This is a genomic window from Pararhizobium sp. PWRC1-1 (assembly GCF_049897905.1).
GTDB lineage: Bacteria > Pseudomonadota > Alphaproteobacteria > Rhizobiales > Rhizobiaceae > Pararhizobium.
This window is the reverse complement of sequence record NZ_JAFCXE010000003.1, coordinates 247,168-263,597: the sequence shown is the minus strand read 5'-3', so window position 1 is coordinate 263,597 and position 16,430 is coordinate 247,168. Positions and strand designations below refer to the sequence as shown.

Sequence of the window (16,430 nt, the reverse complement as noted above, 5' to 3'; positions counted from 1 at the left end):
GACAACCGCACCTTTGCCAGGCTTCGATCTTGATGGGCTGCACCGCCGGTCAAAGCTTTGCCGCGCGTGCAGGCCCGAACATTCGACTGATCGCACGTCGCGATCGACTTGCCTACACTGTCCCGACTTGCCGCAGGAATGTCCCTTCCTGCGGCTTTTTCTTTTCTGGAAGCCGTTATGGCCGGGCGAGATAAGCTTCCGCCAGCTCGGTCCAGAACGCGGCGCCGATCGGCAGCAGGTCGTCGTTGAAATTGTAGCCGGGGTGATGCAGCGATTTCTCATTTCCGGTGACGCTGGAGCCAAGGAAAAAGTAGGTGCCCGGCCGGTCCTTGATCATATAGGCGAAGTCCTCGCTGCCCATGAAGGCGCGTTCGAGATCGACGACCTTGTCGGCCCCGGCAAAGCGTATGGCGAGATCGCGGACGAAATCGGTTTCCGCCTTGTGGTTGATCGTCGCGTCATAGCTGCGGTGATAGTCGATAGTGGCCCGCATGCCGTAACTTACCGCCTGGTTTTCGGCGATCAGCCGGATGCGGCGTTCCAACTCGTCACGCACCTTCGGATCGAACGAACGGATGCCGACGACGATTTCGGCGCGTTCCGGAATGATGTTGCTGGCCGAGCCGCTGTGAAACGAACCGACGGTGATGACGGTCGGGTCCATCGGATGGATGTTGCGCGATACGATCGATTGCAGCGCCATGACGATCGAAGCGCCGCAGACGATCGGGTCGGCGGTTTCCTGCGGTTCGGCGCCGTGGCCGCCAAGGCCATGAACGGTGATCTTCGCCTCATCCACTGCAGCCATGATCGGGCCTTCGCGCAGCGCGAACTGGCCGAAGGGCAGGCCGGGTTCGTTGTGGAGCGCAAACACGGCGTCGCATGGGAATTTGTCGAACAGGCCTTCGTCCATCATGATCTTGGCTCCGCCGAAATTCTCTTCGGCCGGCTGGAAGATGAGATGCACGGTACCGTCGAAATTCTTGCGCTCGGCGATGGCGCGGGCAGCGCCCAAAAGCATGGTCGTGTGGCCGTCATGGCCGCAGGCGTGCATCAGGCCGGGGGTTTTCGAGGCGTAGTCGAGGCCGGTTTCCTCGAAGATCGGCAGCGCGTCCATATCGGCGCGGATGCCGATCGAGCGGTTGCTGGTGCCGTTCTTCAGCGTGGCGACGAGACCGGTTTTCGCCAGCCCGCGGGTGACGGTGTAGCCGAGGCCTTCAAGGCAGGTGGCAACGAAATTGGAGGTGCGGACCTCTTCGAGCCCCAGTTCCGGATGGGCATGCAGGTCACGGCGGATGGCCACCAATTCGGGCATGGAGTTGGTCAGGTTCACGTTCAAGGTCATGTCAGGCACCACGGGTTGGTATGCGATTTTCGAGATAGCGGAAAGCGAAGACAAGAATTGCTGTCAGGCACATATAGATCAGTGCGAGCAGCAGCAGCGGCTCGTAGGTGATGTAGGTATCCTGCCGCACCTTGGAGATGACGGCATAGACGTCGATCACGGTGATGGTAGCAACCAGCGGCGTCGCCTTCAGCTGCAGCACGGTTTCGCCGTTGAGTGTCGGCAGTGCCCGGTGAATGGCGCGCGGCAGCCAGATGCGGCGAAACAGCGTCCAGCGGCTCATGCCATAGGCACGCGCCGCCTCGATCTCGCCGGCTGGAACGCCGGCAAAGGCGCCGCGCATGACTTCGCCTTCATAGGCTGCAAAGGAGATCGTCAGCGCTGCGACACCATACGGCCAGGATTCACGCAGGTACGGCCAGAGGAAGGACTGGCGGATGGCCGGAAACTGCGGAAACAGCGAGCCGAGGCCATAATAGAGAAGCCAGAGCTGCAGCAGCAACGGCGTGCCGCGAACGACGGTGCAAAAACCTTTCGCCAGCGCCTTTAGCGGCCAGGGGCCAGTCACCTGGACGAGGCCGAGTGGCACGGCCAGAAGAAAGCCGAGGATCGCGGTGCTGAACAGCATGGCAAGCGTAACCAGAATGCCATAGCCGAGGCGCGGCAGATATTGCGGCAGCCAGTCCCAGCGCATGAACCAGACGATGCAGAAGACAAGCCCGGCGGCGATTGCCAAAAGAACGATGCGGTGCGGCTTGAAGAAACTTTCGGCCGTCGGCAGGTCTTGCGGCGTGATCGCCATGGCATGGGTGGTAACGTCGGTGGTGGGCGCCTCGCTCATGACTGCTCCACGAAGCCGCGCCGGGCCCGGCGCTCGATGATCCTGATGACGAAGTCTGAAACAAGCGTCAGCATCAGATAGAGAACGCCAGCCGCACAGAAGAACAAGAGATAGGCCTTGGTAGACCCTGCCGCCTGGCGGGTGACCAGCGTCAGTTCGGAGAAGCCGACGACGGCAAGCAGCGCGGTATCCTTGGTAGCGATCAGCCAGAGATTGGAAAGTCCGGGAATGGCATAGGGCAGCATGGCAGGCAGGGTTACCCGGGTCATCACCTTATAGGGCGACATGCCGTAGGCGCGCGCCGCCTCGATCTGCCCGGCCGGCACGGCCTTGATCGCGCCGCGCAGCACCTCGGTCGTATAGGCGCCCTGCACCACGCCGATGACGAAGATGCCGGCAACCAGCCCGCTGATATCGACCTGGCCGATGCCGACAAGTCCAAGCACGTAATTCAGTGCGTCGGTGCCGGCATAATAGAGAAGCAGGATCAGAACCAGTTCAGGTACGGCGCGCACGATCGTCGTGTAGCATTCCATCAGGTCGCGGGTGATCGGGCCGCCATAGAGCTTGCCGCATGCGCCGCCGATGCCGAGCATCAAGCCGAAGGCATAGCCGCCGATGGCGATCTCTATGGAATTCATCAGGCCGCGCAACAGCACGCCGCCCCAGCCGGGCGGCTCAAGAGCCAGAAGGCTCCAGTTTATGAAGGATACAGGATCGGCCATGAACCTCGATCTTTATCTTTGCGTTGGCCCCTCACCTTAAGCCCTCTCCCCGCAGGCGGGGCGAGGGGATGACGGAGATTGCCGCTTGTTCCTTCTCCCCGTCGAGACGGGGAGAAGGTGCCCGATAGGGCGGATGAGGGGCCAACGCCGGCCACCTCATCGGACCGGATCACTCGCCGTAGATGTTGAAGTCGAAATACTTCTTCGAGAACGTGTCGTAGGTGCCGTTGGCGCGGATCGCCTTGATGGCAGCGTTCAGCTTGCCCTTCAGCTCGTCCTCACCCTTGCGGATGCCGATGCCGACGCCGGCGCCAAGGATGGCCGGATCGTCCTTGACCATGCCCTTCAGGTCGCAGCATTCCTTGCCCTGGTCGCTCTTCAGGAAAGCGCCGAGCGCGATGGAATCGGCCTGCACCGCATCGAGACGGCCAGCGGCGAGGTCGTTGTTGGCCTCGTCCTGCGTCTGGTATTCCTTCACGGTCGCGCCATTTTCACCGAAATACTTCGAGGCATAGACCTGGTGGATGGTCGAAACCTGAACGCCGATCGTCTTGCCCTTCAGGCCTTCCGGCGTGGCTTCGAAGGTTTCGCTCTTCGGGCCGATGACACCGGTCGGGGTGTTGTAATACTTGTCGGAGAAATCGATGGTCTTCAGGCGTTCCTCGGTGATCGACATCGAGCCGATGATCATGTCGATCTTCTTGGAGGTCAGCGCCGGAATGATGCCGTCCCAGGCGACAGGGGTGATGACGCATTCGAGCTTGGCTTCGGCGCATATGGCCTTCTCGAACTCCACTTCCCAGCCTTCCCAGTTGCCCGAGGCGTCCGGCGAGGTGAAGGGCGGATAGGGCTCGGCCGCAAAGCCGACCTTGAGGGGTTCGGCCGCAACGGCACCGGCGGCGGCAATGCCCAGAGCGAGCGAAAAGGCGATGGTTTTGAGCGTCTTTTTCATGCTGTTCCCTTTTTTGGTTTTCGTGGTTTTTGGTTTTAGTGGATGGAGCTGATGAATTTCTTCAGGCGTTCGGACCTCGGATTGCCGAAAATCTCGTCCGGTGTTCCCTGTTCGTCGATGACGCCATCGGCCAGAAAGACGATGTGGTTGGCGACGTTGCGGGCAAATTTCATCTCGTGGGTGACGAGGATCATCGTGCGCTTTTCCTTGGCAAGGTCGCCGATGACGGTCAGCACCTCGCCGACCAGCTGTGGATCGAGCGCCGAGGTCGGTTCGTCGAACAGCATGACCAGCGGCTGGATCGCGAGCGCCCGGGCAATCGCGGCCCGCTGCTGCTGGCCGCCTGAGAGAAAGGCCGGATAGGCGTCGCGTTTCTCGAACAGGCCGACGCGGCGCAAGAGCGCTTCGCCGGTGGCCGTGGCCTCGTCCTTGGTTTTGCCGAGCACATGGACCGGAACTTCGATGACGTTCTGGAGAATGGTCATGTGCTGCCAGAGATTAAAACTCTGGAACACCATGCCGAGCTGGGTGCGCAGGCGCTGCACCTGTTTGCGGTCCGAAGGCATCAGGCCGCCGTGACCATCTTTCTTCATGGCGATCGTCTCGCCATGCACCGTGACCGAGCCGGAGGTCGGCAGTTCCAGCATGTTGATACAGCGCAGGAAGGTCGATTTGCCCGAACCGCTGCCGCCGATGATGGCGATCACGTCGCCTTCATTCGCGGTCAGTGAAACGCCCTTGAGCACTTCGAGCGGCCCGAAACGTTTGTGGAGGTTTGTGACCGCAATCGCCTGGGCTGGTTTCGTCATGAAAAGTCAGTCCTGTCGAGACAGGTCGCCAAATCTGAACGCATGAAAACAGTTCCCCTGTTTGTCTGTCGTGCGGCATTTTTGCCTGTCACGCTGTTCCATGAAACGCATCGTGGCACTTGTGTAGAAATTATTCAACCGTATAATAATTTCGACGCTGCTTTTTTTGGCAGCCCCGCCAAATGAACAATTTTCCAACAGGAGTAGACGATGACGGCTTATGGTTCGCAAGAGATGTCGGCCAATCTGACACGCGTGCTGATGCGCCGGCCGGGCGCCAGCCTTGCTACCGCCGACCCTGCGAAATGGCATTATGGGCCAACCTTCGACGGTGAAAAGGCCGTGCACCAATATAAGGAATTCGCGCGCCTGGTGGAGAAGTCCGGTGCCGAAATCCTCTGGCTGGAAGACAAGGGCGACGGACTTGCAGACGCCATGTTCACCCATGATCCGTCGCTGATGTCCGACCACGGCGCCATCCTCCTGCGCATGGGCAAGCCGCTGCGCGAAAAGGAAACGGCGCTGCATGAGGCGGCCTACAAGGCGGCCGGTATCCCGATTCTCGGCCGCATCGTCGCGCCGGGAACGGTCGAAGGCGGCGACTGTATCTGGCTCGACGCCGAAACGCTGGTCGTCGGCCGCGGCGTGCGCACCAACGAGGAGGGCATTTCCCAGCTCACCGAGATGCTCGATCCGCACGGTATCACCGTGCTAGGCTATGACCTGCCGCTCTGGCATGGCGAGGAAGCCTGCCTGCATCTGATGTCGGTGATGAGCCCGCTGTCGCGCGATCTGGCGCTGGTGTTTGCGCCGCTGCTTCCGGCATCCTTCTACCAGTTGCTGAAAGAATGGGGCATTACCCTGATCGAGGCGCCGGCCGACGAGTTCCATGCCAGCAATGGTCTGAGCCTCAACGTCCTGCCGGTCCGGCCGAACGAAGTCATCATGGTTGCGGGCTTCCCCAAGACCAAGGCGGCGATGGAAGCGGCGGGCTGCAAGGTCGAGACCTTCGAAGCCGACGCGCTATGCATCGCCTGCGAGGGTGGCCCGACCTGCCTGACCCGGCCGGTCCTGCGGCGGGCCGCATGAACCGCCGGACGTTCCACCGCGCGCCGGAGGGGGAGCGGCGGCAGGAACTGATCGAGGCGACCCTCGATACGATTGCCGAGCTTGGCCTGCGCGGTGCGACCGTCCGCCAGATTGCCATCCGGGCCGGCGTCACCGCCGGTCTCGTGCGGCATTACTTCGCGTCCAAGGATCAGATGGTGGAGGAGGCCTATCGCTCGGTTCTCGCCACCTTCGCTGCCAAGGCATCCGATGTCACCGGCGATCCGGGGACACGGCTGAAGCGCTTCATCACGCTCAACCTGACGGCACCCGTCGCCAATGATCGCAGTCTGTCGCTCTGGGCGTCGTTCATCAGCCAGGTCCGGCTGGATCCGGAGCTTGCCGCCATCCACCGTGAAGGTTATCTCGGTTTCCGTAATGATTTGCAGGGCTTGATCGGCGATTTTCTGAAGGCAGAAGGCAGGCCTTCGGGAGAAGCGGATTGCCGCCGCCATGCGATTGCCATCAATGGCATGATAGACGGGCTGTGGCTGGAGGCCTGCCTTGCAGGCGAGCTTTTCGAAGAGGCCGAGCTGGTGGCAATCGCATTGTCATCGAGCGAGGCCTTGTTGGGATTGCCGTTCGGTAGGGACAAACACGCGGCCGCCTCGTAGCGGCTACAGCGCCGTGCGTCATTCATGACGCGCAAAGGTGGCTGTACATTTTACATTTGCTGCATAATTTTTCCCTAGATCGATTCCGATTTAAGGAATTATGCAGCGAGCGCGGCAAGGATGCCGCAACATTCTGACTGAGGGTAGGAGACCCCTATGCGCTATTCATCGATCACCGACCGTCTGGCCGATCTCGGATCGGAAAAATGGGCGCTGCACATCCGCGCGCGCCAGATGCAGGCGAGCGGAACGGAGGTCATCCAACTGACCATCGGTGAACCGGACATGCCGGCCGATCCCTCGCTGATCGCCGAGGCGCAGCGGGCGATGAATGCCGGGCGCTACCGCTATTCCAACGGTCGCGGCGAGCCTTCGGTGGTCAACGCGCTGACCGCCCGCTACGCCAAACGCCGCGCGGATGTGACCGCCGAGAACGTTCTCTGCTTCCCCGGCACGCAGACGGCGCTGTTTTCGGTCATGCTGGGGCTGGTCGAGGCCGGTGACGGCGTTTTGGTCGGCGATCCGCTCTATGCCACTTATGACGGGGTGATCCAGTCGACCGGTGCGCATCGCGTTACCGTGCCGTTGAAGCCGGAGCATGGGTTTCACATGCAGGCCGCCGATCTCGAAAAGGCGATCACGCCGAAATGCCGGGTTCTGTTGCTCAACACGCCGCACAATCCGACCGGCGCCGTGCTGACGGCAGACGAGATCAAGGCCATCGGCGACATCTGCCGCAAACACGATCTCTGGATCGTCTGCGACGAGGTCTATGAAGAGCTGATCTTCAATGGCCCCTTCGCCTCGCCCTTTGACGATCCGGAACTGGCCGAGCGCACGATCGTGGTATCGTCGATCTCCAAGTCGCACGCCGCCCCCGGCTTCCGCAGCGGATGGGCTGTCGGTCCTGTCGAGTTCGCCAGCCGCCTGCTGCCGGTGTCCGAGACCATGCTGTTCGGCGTCCAGCCCTTCATCGCCGATATGACGGCCTATGCGCTGACCCATGATATCGGCACATCCGCCGCCATGCGCACAGCCTACAAGACCCGCGCCGGCCTGATCGTTGAGGGGCTTTCGAATGTGCCGGGCATCGTGCCGCTGCCGCCGGAAGCCGGCATGTTCACGCTGATCGACGTAGCGGGTACTGGCCTGACCGGCGAAGCCTTTGCCTGGATGCTGCTGGAGCAGGAGCATGTTGCGGTGATGCCGGGTGCATCGTTCGGCAACGAAGCCACTTCCTTCGTGCGCGTCAGCCTGACGGTACCGGACACGGTCATTCAGGAAGCCTGCGCCCGGATCACCAAGCTGGCGATCCGCCTTCTGACGCCGAAGGAGCGCCGCGCATGAGCGAAGCCCTGAAAACCGTCGGCGAGGTGCTGGTCGATCTGCTCGAGGCCAATGGCGTCGAGGTCGTGTTCGGCATTCCCGGCGTGCATACGGTCGAGCTCTATCGCGGCCTTGCCGCCTCGAAGATCCGCCACGTGACGCCACGCCATGAGCAGGGTGCTGGCTTCATGGCTGACGGTTATGCCCGCGTCAGCGGCAAGCCGGGCGTAGCCTTGGTGATCACCGGGCCGGGGCTCACCAATACGATCACGGCAATGGCGCAGGCGCGGCAGGATTCGATCCCGATGCTGGTCATTTCCGGCGTCAACCGGCGCGATTCGCTCGGTCACGGCCGTGGACTGCTGCACGAGCTGCCGGACCAGCACGGCATGATCAAGACGCTGGCGCTCTATTCGCAGACGCTGCTCAACCCGGCCGACCTCGGACCCGTGGTGGAGCGGGCCTTTGCCATCCTCACCTCCGGCAGGCCGGGCCCGGTGCATATCGAGATCCCAACCGATGTGATGACGGCCCGTATCGCGGCACCCCCGCTGCGAAAAGCCACGGCAACACGGCCAAGGGCTGATGCCGAGACACTTCAGAAGGCCGCCATCCTTTGCGGTGACGCACAGCGCCCGGTGATCCTCTGCGGCGGCGGTGCGATCACGGCAGAAGCGGAAATCCAGGAGTTGGCCGAACGTATCGGCGCGCCTGTTGTCATGACCGTCAATGCGCGCGGCATGGTGGCCGGTCATCAGCTCCGGGTGCCTGCCAGCCCCAGCCTCAAGGCTGTGCGTTCGCTGATTTCGGATGCCGATCTGGTCATCGCGCTCGGCACGGAAATGGGCCAGACCGACTATGACATGTATGCCGATGGCGGCTTTCCGATCCTCGGCAATTTGATCCGTACCGATATCGACGCAGCCCAGCTGGCGCGCGGGCCGCATGCAGCTCTTTCCATCCTGTCGGGTGCCAAAGCGGCGATATCCGGCATCCTTGTGTTCCTCACCGCAAAACCGGCGGCACGGGGTGCCGAGCGTGCGGCAGCAACGCGCAAGTCGGCCATGGCCGAGCTGACGGCAAAGATGCGGGCCGAAATCGCCGTGATCGATGCGATCTACCAGGCGCTGCCCGACTGCGTGATCGTCGGTGACAGCACCCAGGCCGTCTATGCCGGCAACCTCTATTGCGATGCGCCGCGGGCAAAGAGCTGGTTCAACTCGGCGACCGGTTTTGGCGCGCTCGGGTATGCGCCACCGGCGGCCGTAGGCGCTGCCGTGGCCGATCCGGACAAGCCGGTCATCTGCCTTGTCGGCGATGGCGGCATCCAGTTTTCGCTGGCCGAACTGGGATCGGCAGCCGATATCAACGCCAATGTCATCTTCGTCGTCTGGAACAATGACGGTTACCAGGAAATCGAGAGCTTCATGGTCGAATCCGGGATCACACCGGAAGGCGTCAAGCCATCGGCCCCGGATTTCCTGCTCGCCGCCAGTGCGTACGGCGTGCCTGCGGTGCGGCTGTCGAAGGCCGGCGACCTGGGGACGGCGCTGGCGGAAGCGCGCAAACGCGGCGGTCCGTCGTTGATCGAGATCCACCAAACGCGGACGGCAGGCGTGACGGCATAAACGCTGCGGCGTCAAGGATGTTCAACGGCGCCATGTGATGGTAAGATTTGACTTTGGTAGCGCGCGATGGTTTTTAGGCGCGCTTGTACGCTGAATCGGCGTGCAGTTCGGCGATTTGCTATGAAATGGCGCGCCAAGGGAAGGACGATGTCCTCTATGGGCATGAACGGCAACAGCATCGACCGGAACCAGGCAGGCAAGCTTTTTGCCGTGCTGTGGATTCTGGCGGCGGCTCTTGCCATGCAGTTCGTCGCGTCGGCGCAAGGGCTTTCATCGCGGTTTTTGACGGAGGCAAGCGCCGGGAACGTCGCCGTTCCGGAAGGCGGAACCTCCGACACGACACTCGCGCGTCATGTCGTTCGTGCTTTTCCGGTTGCTGATCTGCGTTTTCTGGCTGATCGAACCGACGGCAAGTCTTCGCCGGGCGGGCCGGGGCCATTTGTGCTGCCTGCTCCGGTTTTCGTCGCATCCATCTCTTACGGCAGCATGCCATCTACCGGTCCTTTGCATGCTGCGATAACGGGAGTGAAGGGTTACACGACCCGCGCTCGCGGACCTCCGGCGTTTTACGCCTGAGACTGCCCAGGGCGGTCTTTTGCGCATCGGCGCAACTTTCCTTGACGCATCACACCCGCCGTCCCAGGCTCTGCCGGATGGGCGCGGGCTATAATGGAACCTCAACATGCGCACTTCGAAATGGGCCGTTCTGGCCTATGTCGCGATTACCCTCTTTGGGATACTCGCGGCGCTGCCCAACATCCTGCCGGCGTCCGTCCAGCAGCAATACGCCTCCTTCCTGCCGGTCAAGCCGGTCACGCTCGGCCTTGACCTGAAGGGCGGTTCCCATCTGGTTCTGGAGGTCGATGCCGCCGGCCTGCGTCAGGCGCGTCTCAACACGCTGCTCGATGATATTCGTGGTGCGCTTCGCACCGAGCGGATCCCGACATCCTCTGCCCGCATCGCCGGCGATTCCATCGCCGTCAAGATCGCCGATCAGGCGGATCGCGACAAGGTGATGCCGAAAATCCGGGAGCTGGCGACACCGACCGGCACCCTCGGTTTCGGTACGGCGAGCTCAGATATCGAAGTCGCGGCGGCAGACGACACGATCACGATCAAGCTCACGGAAGCCGGTCTCAGCGAACGCATGACGGCGGCCGTCGACCAGAGCCTTGAAATCATCCGCCGCCGCGTCGACCAGGTCGGCGTTGCCGAACCGCTGATCCAGCGCGTTGGTTCCGACCGTATTCTCGTTCAGTTGCCGGGCTTGCAGGACCCGACGCGCCTGCGTCAGTTGCTCGGCTCCACCGCGCAGATGAGCTTCCACATGGTCGATAGCTCGGTTGATCCGAACACGACCACGCCGCCGCGCGGCGTTGACATCCTGCCAGGAACCAATGACGGCGCCAAATATGCGGTCGAAAGCCGCGTGGCGATTTCCGGTGAACGTCTCGCCGACGCCAAGGCCGGCTTCAACCAGCAGACCAACGAACCGATCGTTTCCTTCACCTTCGACAGCCAAGGTGCGCGTCAGTTCGCTGAAATCACCCGCGACAATGTCGGCCTGCCTTTCGCCATCGTGCTCGACGGCAAGGTCCTGACGGCGCCGCGCATCAACGAACCGATCCCCGGCGGCCAGGGCCAGATCAGCGGTAATTTTACCGCGCAGGAAGCAACCGTTCTTTCGGCACTGCTGCGTTCCGGCGCCCTGCCGGCACCGCTGACCATCATCGAAGAACGTTCGGTCGGTCCAAACCTCGGCTCCGACTCTATCCGCATGGGCATCTATACCGGTCTTGCCGGCTTTGCCCTCGTCGTCGTGCTCATGGTCGTGCTCTACGGCGCCTGGGGTATGATCGCCAATCTCGGCCTGTTGCTGCACACGATCCTTACCATCGGTGTGCTCGGCATGCTCGGCTCGACACTGACGCTGCCGGGTATCGCCGGTATCATTCTCGGTATCGGCATGGCGGTGGATGCCAACATCCTGATCAACGCCCGTATCCGAGAGGAAACGGAAGGTGGGGCAGGGGCGATGAAGGCGCTCGATATCGGCTTCAACAAGGCCTATGCGACCATCATCGACAGTAACGTCACGACGCTCTCCGGCACCATCCTACTGTTCATGTTCGGCACGGGTCCGGTCCGCGGTTTCGCGATCACCATGATGCTCGGCATCGTCATCTCGATGTTCACCTCGATCACCGTCGTCCGCCTGGCGATGCGCGAAGTCGTCCTACGCCGCAAGATGAAGAAGCTGGAAATCCCGTCGCTGTTCGGCGGCGTGCCGCATATACCGAAGATCTCCTTCATGAAGGGCCGCTTCATCGCCATCGGCATGTCGGCCTTCCTGTCGGTCAGCTCCGTGGTTCTGTTCTTCCATCCGGGCCTCAACTACGGCATCGATTTTGTCGGTGGTATCCAGGTGGAAGCGACCTCGAAATCCGTGCTCGACCTGCCCAAGCTGCGCGAAAAGCTGGAAGGGCTGAGCCTCGGCGAGGTGGCACTGCAGGAATTCGGTCAGAACCAGTCGGTGCTGATTCGCGTCCAGCGTCAGCCGGGCAGTGAACAGGAGCAGACCGTTGCCTTGAACAAGATCAAGGAAGGCGTGGTCCAGGTCATTCCGGATGTAAGCTTCGAACGGACCGAAGTCGTCGGCCCGACGATCTCGGCCGAACTGGCCCGTTCCGGCTTCCTCGCCGTCGTTCTCGCGATGCTGGCGATCCTGTTCTACATCTGGTGGCGGTTCGAATGGCACTTTGCCGTCGGCGCCATTGCGGTACTTCTGCTCGACATCACCAAGACGATCGGCTTCTTCGCGCTGACCGGCATCGACTTCAATCTGACGGCCATCGCGGCACTGTTGACGATGATCGGCTATTCGGTGAACGACAAGGTGGTGGTCTACGACCGCATGCGAGAAAACCTGCGCAAGTACAAGTCGATGCCATTCTCCGACCTGATCGACATGTCGATCAACCAGGTTCTGGCACGATGCATCTTCACCTCGATGGCCACAGCGTTTTCGCTGGTGCCAATGGCGATCTGGGGTGGCGATGCGGTGAAGAGCTTCGCCTGGCCGATGATCTTCGGCGTCATCGTCGCAACGACCTCGTCGATCTATATCGGTGGTCCGATCCTGCTGTTCCTCAGCCGCTGGTGGAAGGACCGCGAGGCAACCCGCGCGCCGGGGACCGAGCTCGCCAAGAGCTGATCGGTTTCTCAATGGAGAAAAATCGAAAGGGCAGCTTCGGCTGCCCTTTTTTCGTCTCATGAAGCGCCTACATAATGCCCGTGAACACGATTCGGTTTGTTCCTGAAAAGTAGATTTTCATTCCAAGACATCTCGTTTCGTGAACAAGCCTTGCTGCATTCGACTGAAATGACGAATGAAGTAGTTTTTGCGCAGATAGACAAATTTAATTGACTAAATTTATGGTCTATCTTATCTTGTGACTGTTCGCTGATGCCAAGAGCCGCAGCGGAGACCTGTAACGCGCCCGGAGAGCATCCAGCCGGGCCTTGCCGAAGGAGAGAGCCATGTCTGACACTGCCCGCATCGCCACTTTCCGAGGCGCGCATTCCCATTGTCGCACAACGAAAGACCTTTGCATTCTCACCTCCTGGCGAATGTGAATTCCACGCAGTCTTTTCTTTGAATGTTGCACGATTTGAATGATCCGCGCCAAGGCGCGGTAGGAGCACTATCCCATGAGCAAGCAGGTTATAGAATTCGCTGGAGAAGCTGTCGGTGTCGTCGTCCCGGATGCAGGCCGGCTGAAGTTTGTCGCGGTGAAGTATCATGTCTGGGATCTCGACTCACGGCACTTTCGTTCAGCCGACGAGGCGAGGGCGGCTGTACGTCAGTTGATGGTTTCGCAGCGCTCTCCGCTGTCGATACCGGCATCTCCGGTCACACCTGCGACCTACGCAGCGGCGTGAAGCATAAATATTCCGTAGAAACCGCAGTTTGGCCATCTTTTCACTAAATCGGTATATTGGCACGGCTTCCCATGTGATATGCCGGGTTATGTGATGGCAATCAGCAGATAGGCGCCGTTTTCTTTGCCTGTTTGTGAAAAGAGCGAACTGCGATGCTGACCAAAAAGGGAAAATACGGATTGAAGGCGCTGGTCGATCTGGCTCGGCTTGATCCGGGTGAGACCGCTTTCATTACCGAGATCGCCAGCCGGAACAATATCCCGAAGAAGTTTCTCGATACTATTCTGCTGGAACTCCGAAATGCCGGCATCCTGCGCTCGAAAAAAGGGCCAGGCGGCGGCTATTCGCTGTCGCGGCCCGCATCCGAAATCCGCATCGGTCAGGTCGTGCGTACGCTGGACGGCCCTCTGGCGCCGATCCGCTGTGCCAGCCGGACGGCTTACGAAGTCTGTGACGATTGCAACGATCCGGATACCTGTGAAGTTCGCCGGTCTATGACGACAGTCCGCGATGCCATCGCAGACATTCTCGATACGATGACGCTGGAAGCTTTCGTGAGCAACCCCGGCCAGCGGATCCTTGCGGACGACGAAATTGTTGCAAAACGCGCGAGCTGAGATCAAAAAACCTATTTTCCTATGATTTCCCCTGGTGATTTTGGCGCAGTTGCCGAAAAAGCGTAGGTTTTGGCCCTTTTAGTTTGATCTGCGTCCACTCCGGCTATACCGGATACTGACCTACACGGTCTTGGAGTGGCGATAATGGGTCTCAGGCAAATCGATATGAACACCCCGGAAGAAAAAGCTGTGATCGAATCGATCGGGCGGTCCATCGCGACCGCCGTTGATGGCATCAATGCACTCGCCACCTGTTTCGCCGCCGATAAGGCGCTTGCCCGCAGCCTTGTCGATGCCGTTGAACTGATCGCTCGCGGCCGTGGCCGCGTGGTTGTGTCCGGCGTGGGTAAGAGCGGCCATATCGGCCGAAAGATCGCCGCAACCTTGGCCTCGACGGGGACATCAGCCTATTTCGTGCATCCGACGGAAGCCAGCCACGGCGATCTCGGCATGATCACCTCGGAAGACCTGCTCATTCTCTTGTCGTGGTCGGGAGAGACCGTCGAGCTCGGAAACATGCTGGCTTATGCCAAGCGCTTCAATGTTCCGGTTGTTTCCGTCACCTCCAATAGTGACAGCCTGCTCGCCCGCAATTCCACTGTCGCCATCACCTTGCCCAAAGTTCAGGAAGCCTGTCCGCACGGTTTGGCGCCAACGACTTCGGCAATGTTGCAGCTGGCCGTCGGCGATGCACTCGCTATTGCGCTTTTGGAGCGGCGGGGATTTTCCGCGCAGGACTTCAAGACATTCCACCCTGGAGGCAAACTCGGCTCACAGCTTCTGCTCGCCCATGAGCTGGCCCATCATGGCGAGGCCATTCCCTTGCTGCCGCTGGGCAGCCCGATGGGCGACGCGGTTATCCAGATGTCGTCCAAGGGCTTTGGTGTCGTCGGCATTACCAACGGGGAATATAAGCTCGCAGGCGTGATCACCGACGGCGACTTGCGCCGGCATATGTCACATGACCTGCTGCTTGAAACCGTCGATACCGTCATGTCGCACAACCCGCGGGTAATCAAGGGTAGCGTGCTGGCAAGTGCGGCATTGGAAACCATGCAGGCGCAGAAGGTTACTGTGCTGTTTCTGGTCGATGATGCTGGGCATCCCAGCGGTATCCTGCATATTCACGACCTGTTGCGCGCCGGCGTGGCGTGAGCTGACTGGAACGATAAAGCGCGAACCGTGCGGGTGCTCGTCAGAGCTAGGACGACGATAACACAGGTCAGAAACGACCTGCTGTGTGTTTCTTGGGCCTCCGTCTCGGCGGCGGATCGATAAAAGCGCCGGGCTTGTTGACGGAGCGGTCGTGTAGCCTCTGCGCAATCGCTTCGGCACCGCCATCCGTCCCGGCGGCCGAATAGAAATTTCCCCTGACCTGGATTGCCGCTGCGAGCAGGCGGAAAAAGGCACTGCGGATCGCGTCCTCCGGCGGCGTGGGCGCGCTCCAGAACTGATTAAGTTCCGCCTGATCGCTGAGCTTGGCAATGTCAAAGACGGCCGCGCCTAAAACCTTGACAGGTTTGCCCATTTGCAGGGCATGAAGCCCCACCGTTGAATTGACAGTGACGGTGCCTGCCCCTTGACCCAAGAGTGCCGCCAGATCACCGCCGTCCAGGAACTGCACGCGCCGATTGATCCCCAGCCTGGTTGCCAATTCCTCCACATAGGCCTTCCAGCCGATAAGCCCGTTGTCGAGAGGGTGGACCTTCACGACGAGAAGCGCCTCGCGTGGTGCATGGTTCGCGAAAGATGTGAGGACCTCGGTAATTGCCTCGCGCTGATCATTATAGGGAGAGTGCGCGCGCAGCTGAAAGTCGGTTTGCAGTTGCAACGGGAAAACAAAAAAAGGGGCCTTGGCGACCAGAAGGTCGTCGATGAGAGCGGCTGCCGTCAGCTTTCTGTTCTTGCCCCCTGCCAGACGCACCACCCATCCGGCATATTCAGCCAGAGGATGGGACAGCGCGTGGCGGCGATAGTGGGGAAACAGGAACCACAGGAAGACATTCGGTAGATTGTAGAGAAGATCGTATCCTGCTTCGGCCGCAAAGCTCTGAGTATACCGTCTGGTCCAATCAGGCTCGGCAAGCGCCCGGGCGGCTTCGATGATCTCTTCCGGGCTGGCGGGAAAGTGCGAATTCGAACTCATTCCGCCCCGTTCGAGGGTCAGCCAATCCGGCCGTAGATACCCCATCTCGACAACCGAAATCTCGACGGCGTGCTCTCTGGCAACGCCAATCGCTATCTGATGGTAAGGGCGCTCTTCGCCTAACAGAACGATATCGGTGACGCCGTGCCGGTCGATGAAGCTGCCAATGTAAGTGCGCCACTCATCGCCACCGCGGCCGCGATAATTGTAGCCACCCTTGCGCCGCCAGAAAATCTGATCGCCTGGATTGAGATTGATCCTGAAGCAGTCGTGACCCTTCTCTGACAGCCGGTCTGCGATCTTCGCAAAGATCGGTGAGGATGGTCCCTGCAGGAAAAGGAAGACGCGCCGCTCCGTCATAGGCTTCAAATCCATTAC

The 16,430-nt window shown here is 60.7% G+C and carries 15 protein-coding genes; 9 read left to right on the top strand and 6 right to left on the bottom strand.

Translation table 11 applies throughout. The features are described from left to right. Window positions 1-175: 175 nt before the first annotated feature. The 5 genes from ACP7E0_RS07175 to ACP7E0_RS07155 all read right to left on the bottom strand — a co-directional run bounded on the left by ACP7E0_RS07175 (window position 176) and on the right by ACP7E0_RS07155 (window position 4,672). Window positions 176-1,345: a M20 aminoacylase family protein gene (locus ACP7E0_RS07175; protein ID WP_426123905.1), complete on the bottom strand. Its 1,170-nt coding sequence runs from the start codon at window positions 1,343-1,345 to the stop codon at window positions 176-178. A gap of 1 nt (window position 1,346) precedes the next feature. Continuing rightward, the gene (locus ACP7E0_RS07170) at window positions 1,347-2,186 is read right to left on the bottom strand and encodes an ABC transporter permease (protein ID WP_426123904.1); all 840 of its coding nucleotides are present in this window, start codon (window positions 2,184-2,186) and stop codon (window positions 1,347-1,349) included. Continuing rightward, entirely contained in the window at window positions 2,183-2,911 is a 729-nt protein-coding gene (locus ACP7E0_RS07165; protein WP_426123902.1) for an ABC transporter permease, read from the bottom strand. The genes ACP7E0_RS07170 and ACP7E0_RS07165 overlap by 4 nt, the downstream gene beginning before the upstream one ends. Window positions 2,912-3,080: 169 nt before the next feature. Then, complete coding sequence (locus tag ACP7E0_RS07160; RefSeq protein ID WP_426123900.1) at window positions 3,081-3,863, bottom strand: transporter substrate-binding domain-containing protein; 783 nt, start codon at window positions 3,861-3,863, stop codon at window positions 3,081-3,083. 35 nt (window positions 3,864-3,898) lie between these two features. Next, window positions 3,899-4,672, bottom strand: a complete 774-nt coding sequence (locus ACP7E0_RS07155; RefSeq protein ID WP_426123899.1) for an ABC transporter ATP-binding protein — start codon at window positions 4,670-4,672, stop codon at window positions 3,899-3,901. 210 nt (window positions 4,673-4,882) lie between these two features. Here ACP7E0_RS07155 and ACP7E0_RS07150 point away from each other — a divergent pair, with 210 nt between their 5' ends. The 9 genes from ACP7E0_RS07150 (at window position 4,883) to ACP7E0_RS07110 (ending at window position 15,061) form a co-directional block, all read left to right on the top strand. Beyond that, window positions 4,883-5,761, top strand: a complete 879-nt coding sequence (locus ACP7E0_RS07150; RefSeq protein ID WP_426123897.1) for a dimethylarginine dimethylaminohydrolase family protein — start codon at window positions 4,883-4,885, stop codon at window positions 5,759-5,761. After that, a complete protein-coding gene (locus ACP7E0_RS07145; RefSeq protein WP_426123896.1) occupies window positions 5,758-6,393 on the top strand; it encodes a TetR family transcriptional regulator C-terminal domain-containing protein in 636 nt (211 codons plus the stop codon). Before ACP7E0_RS07150 ends, ACP7E0_RS07145 begins: the two co-directional genes overlap by 4 nt. A 156-nt stretch (window positions 6,394-6,549) precedes the next feature. After that, window positions 6,550-7,740, top strand: coding sequence for a pyridoxal phosphate-dependent aminotransferase (locus tag ACP7E0_RS07140; protein WP_426123894.1), 1,191 nt, complete (start codon window positions 6,550-6,552; stop codon window positions 7,738-7,740). Then, complete coding sequence (locus ACP7E0_RS07135; protein WP_426123893.1) at window positions 7,737-9,347, top strand: 5-guanidino-2-oxopentanoate decarboxylase; 1,611 nt, start codon at window positions 7,737-7,739, stop codon at window positions 9,345-9,347. Before ACP7E0_RS07140 ends, ACP7E0_RS07135 begins: the two co-directional genes overlap by 4 nt. 147 nt (window positions 9,348-9,494) lie before the next feature. Beyond that, entirely contained in the window at window positions 9,495-9,923 is a 429-nt protein-coding gene (locus tag ACP7E0_RS07130; RefSeq protein ID WP_426123892.1) for a hypothetical protein, read from the top strand. A 106-nt stretch (window positions 9,924-10,029) separates the two neighbouring features. Then, window positions 10,030-12,561 (top strand): protein translocase subunit SecD, encoded by a 2,532-nt coding sequence (gene secD / locus ACP7E0_RS07125; RefSeq protein WP_426123890.1) that lies wholly within the window; start codon window positions 10,030-10,032, stop codon window positions 12,559-12,561. Window positions 12,562-13,058: 497 nt separating this feature from the next. Next, a complete protein-coding gene (locus ACP7E0_RS07120) occupies window positions 13,059-13,289 on the top strand; it encodes a hypothetical protein (protein ID WP_426123889.1) in 231 nt (76 codons plus the stop codon). 152 nt (window positions 13,290-13,441) lie between these two features. Then, window positions 13,442-13,906, top strand: coding sequence for an RrF2 family transcriptional regulator (locus ACP7E0_RS07115; RefSeq protein ID WP_426123888.1), 465 nt, complete (start codon window positions 13,442-13,444; stop codon window positions 13,904-13,906). Between the two features lie 144 nt (window positions 13,907-14,050). Then, the gene (locus tag ACP7E0_RS07110; protein ID WP_426123887.1) at window positions 14,051-15,061 is read left to right on the top strand and encodes a KpsF/GutQ family sugar-phosphate isomerase; all 1,011 of its coding nucleotides are present in this window, start codon (window positions 14,051-14,053) and stop codon (window positions 15,059-15,061) included. 67 nt (window positions 15,062-15,128) lie between these two features. On the opposite strand, the gene ACP7E0_RS07105 is transcribed toward ACP7E0_RS07110, so the two are convergent. Then, window positions 15,129-16,427 (bottom strand): capsule biosynthesis protein, encoded by a 1,299-nt coding sequence (locus ACP7E0_RS07105; RefSeq protein ID WP_426123885.1) that lies wholly within the window; start codon window positions 16,425-16,427, stop codon window positions 15,129-15,131. Between the last annotated feature and the right edge of the window lie 3 nt (window positions 16,428-16,430).

Coding starts and splice junctions, on each gene's coding strand:
- ACP7E0_RS07120 (WP_426123889.1), top strand. CDS start 13,059: ATGAGCAAGCAGGTTATAGAATTCGCTGGAGAAGCTGTCGGTGTCGTC.
- ACP7E0_RS07160 (WP_426123900.1), bottom strand. CDS start 3,863: ATGAAAAAGACGCTCAAAACCATCGCCTTTTCGCTCGCTCTGGGCATT.
- secD (WP_426123890.1), top strand. CDS start 10,030: ATGCGCACTTCGAAATGGGCCGTTCTGGCCTATGTCGCGATTACCCTC.
- ACP7E0_RS07150 (WP_426123897.1), top strand. CDS start 4,883: ATGACGGCTTATGGTTCGCAAGAGATGTCGGCCAATCTGACACGCGTG.
- ACP7E0_RS07130 (WP_426123892.1), top strand. CDS start 9,495: ATGTCCTCTATGGGCATGAACGGCAACAGCATCGACCGGAACCAGGCA.
- ACP7E0_RS07110 (WP_426123887.1), top strand. CDS start 14,051: ATGGGTCTCAGGCAAATCGATATGAACACCCCGGAAGAAAAAGCTGTG.
- ACP7E0_RS07145 (WP_426123896.1), top strand. CDS start 5,758: ATGAACCGCCGGACGTTCCACCGCGCGCCGGAGGGGGAGCGGCGGCAG.
- ACP7E0_RS07115 (WP_426123888.1), top strand. CDS start 13,442: ATGCTGACCAAAAAGGGAAAATACGGATTGAAGGCGCTGGTCGATCTG.
- ACP7E0_RS07165 (WP_426123902.1), bottom strand. CDS start 2,911: ATGGCCGATCCTGTATCCTTCATAAACTGGAGCCTTCTGGCTCTTGAG.
- ACP7E0_RS07155 (WP_426123899.1), bottom strand. CDS start 4,672: ATGACGAAACCAGCCCAGGCGATTGCGGTCACAAACCTCCACAAACGT.
- ACP7E0_RS07105 (WP_426123885.1), bottom strand. CDS start 16,427: ATGGATTTGAAGCCTATGACGGAGCGGCGCGTCTTCCTTTTCCTGCAG.
- ACP7E0_RS07135 (WP_426123893.1), top strand. CDS start 7,737: ATGAGCGAAGCCCTGAAAACCGTCGGCGAGGTGCTGGTCGATCTGCTC.
- ACP7E0_RS07170 (WP_426123904.1), bottom strand. CDS start 2,186: ATGAGCGAGGCGCCCACCACCGACGTTACCACCCATGCCATGGCGATC.
- ACP7E0_RS07140 (WP_426123894.1), top strand. CDS start 6,550: ATGCGCTATTCATCGATCACCGACCGTCTGGCCGATCTCGGATCGGAA.
- ACP7E0_RS07175 (WP_426123905.1), bottom strand. CDS start 1,345: ATGACCTTGAACGTGAACCTGACCAACTCCATGCCCGAATTGGTGGCC.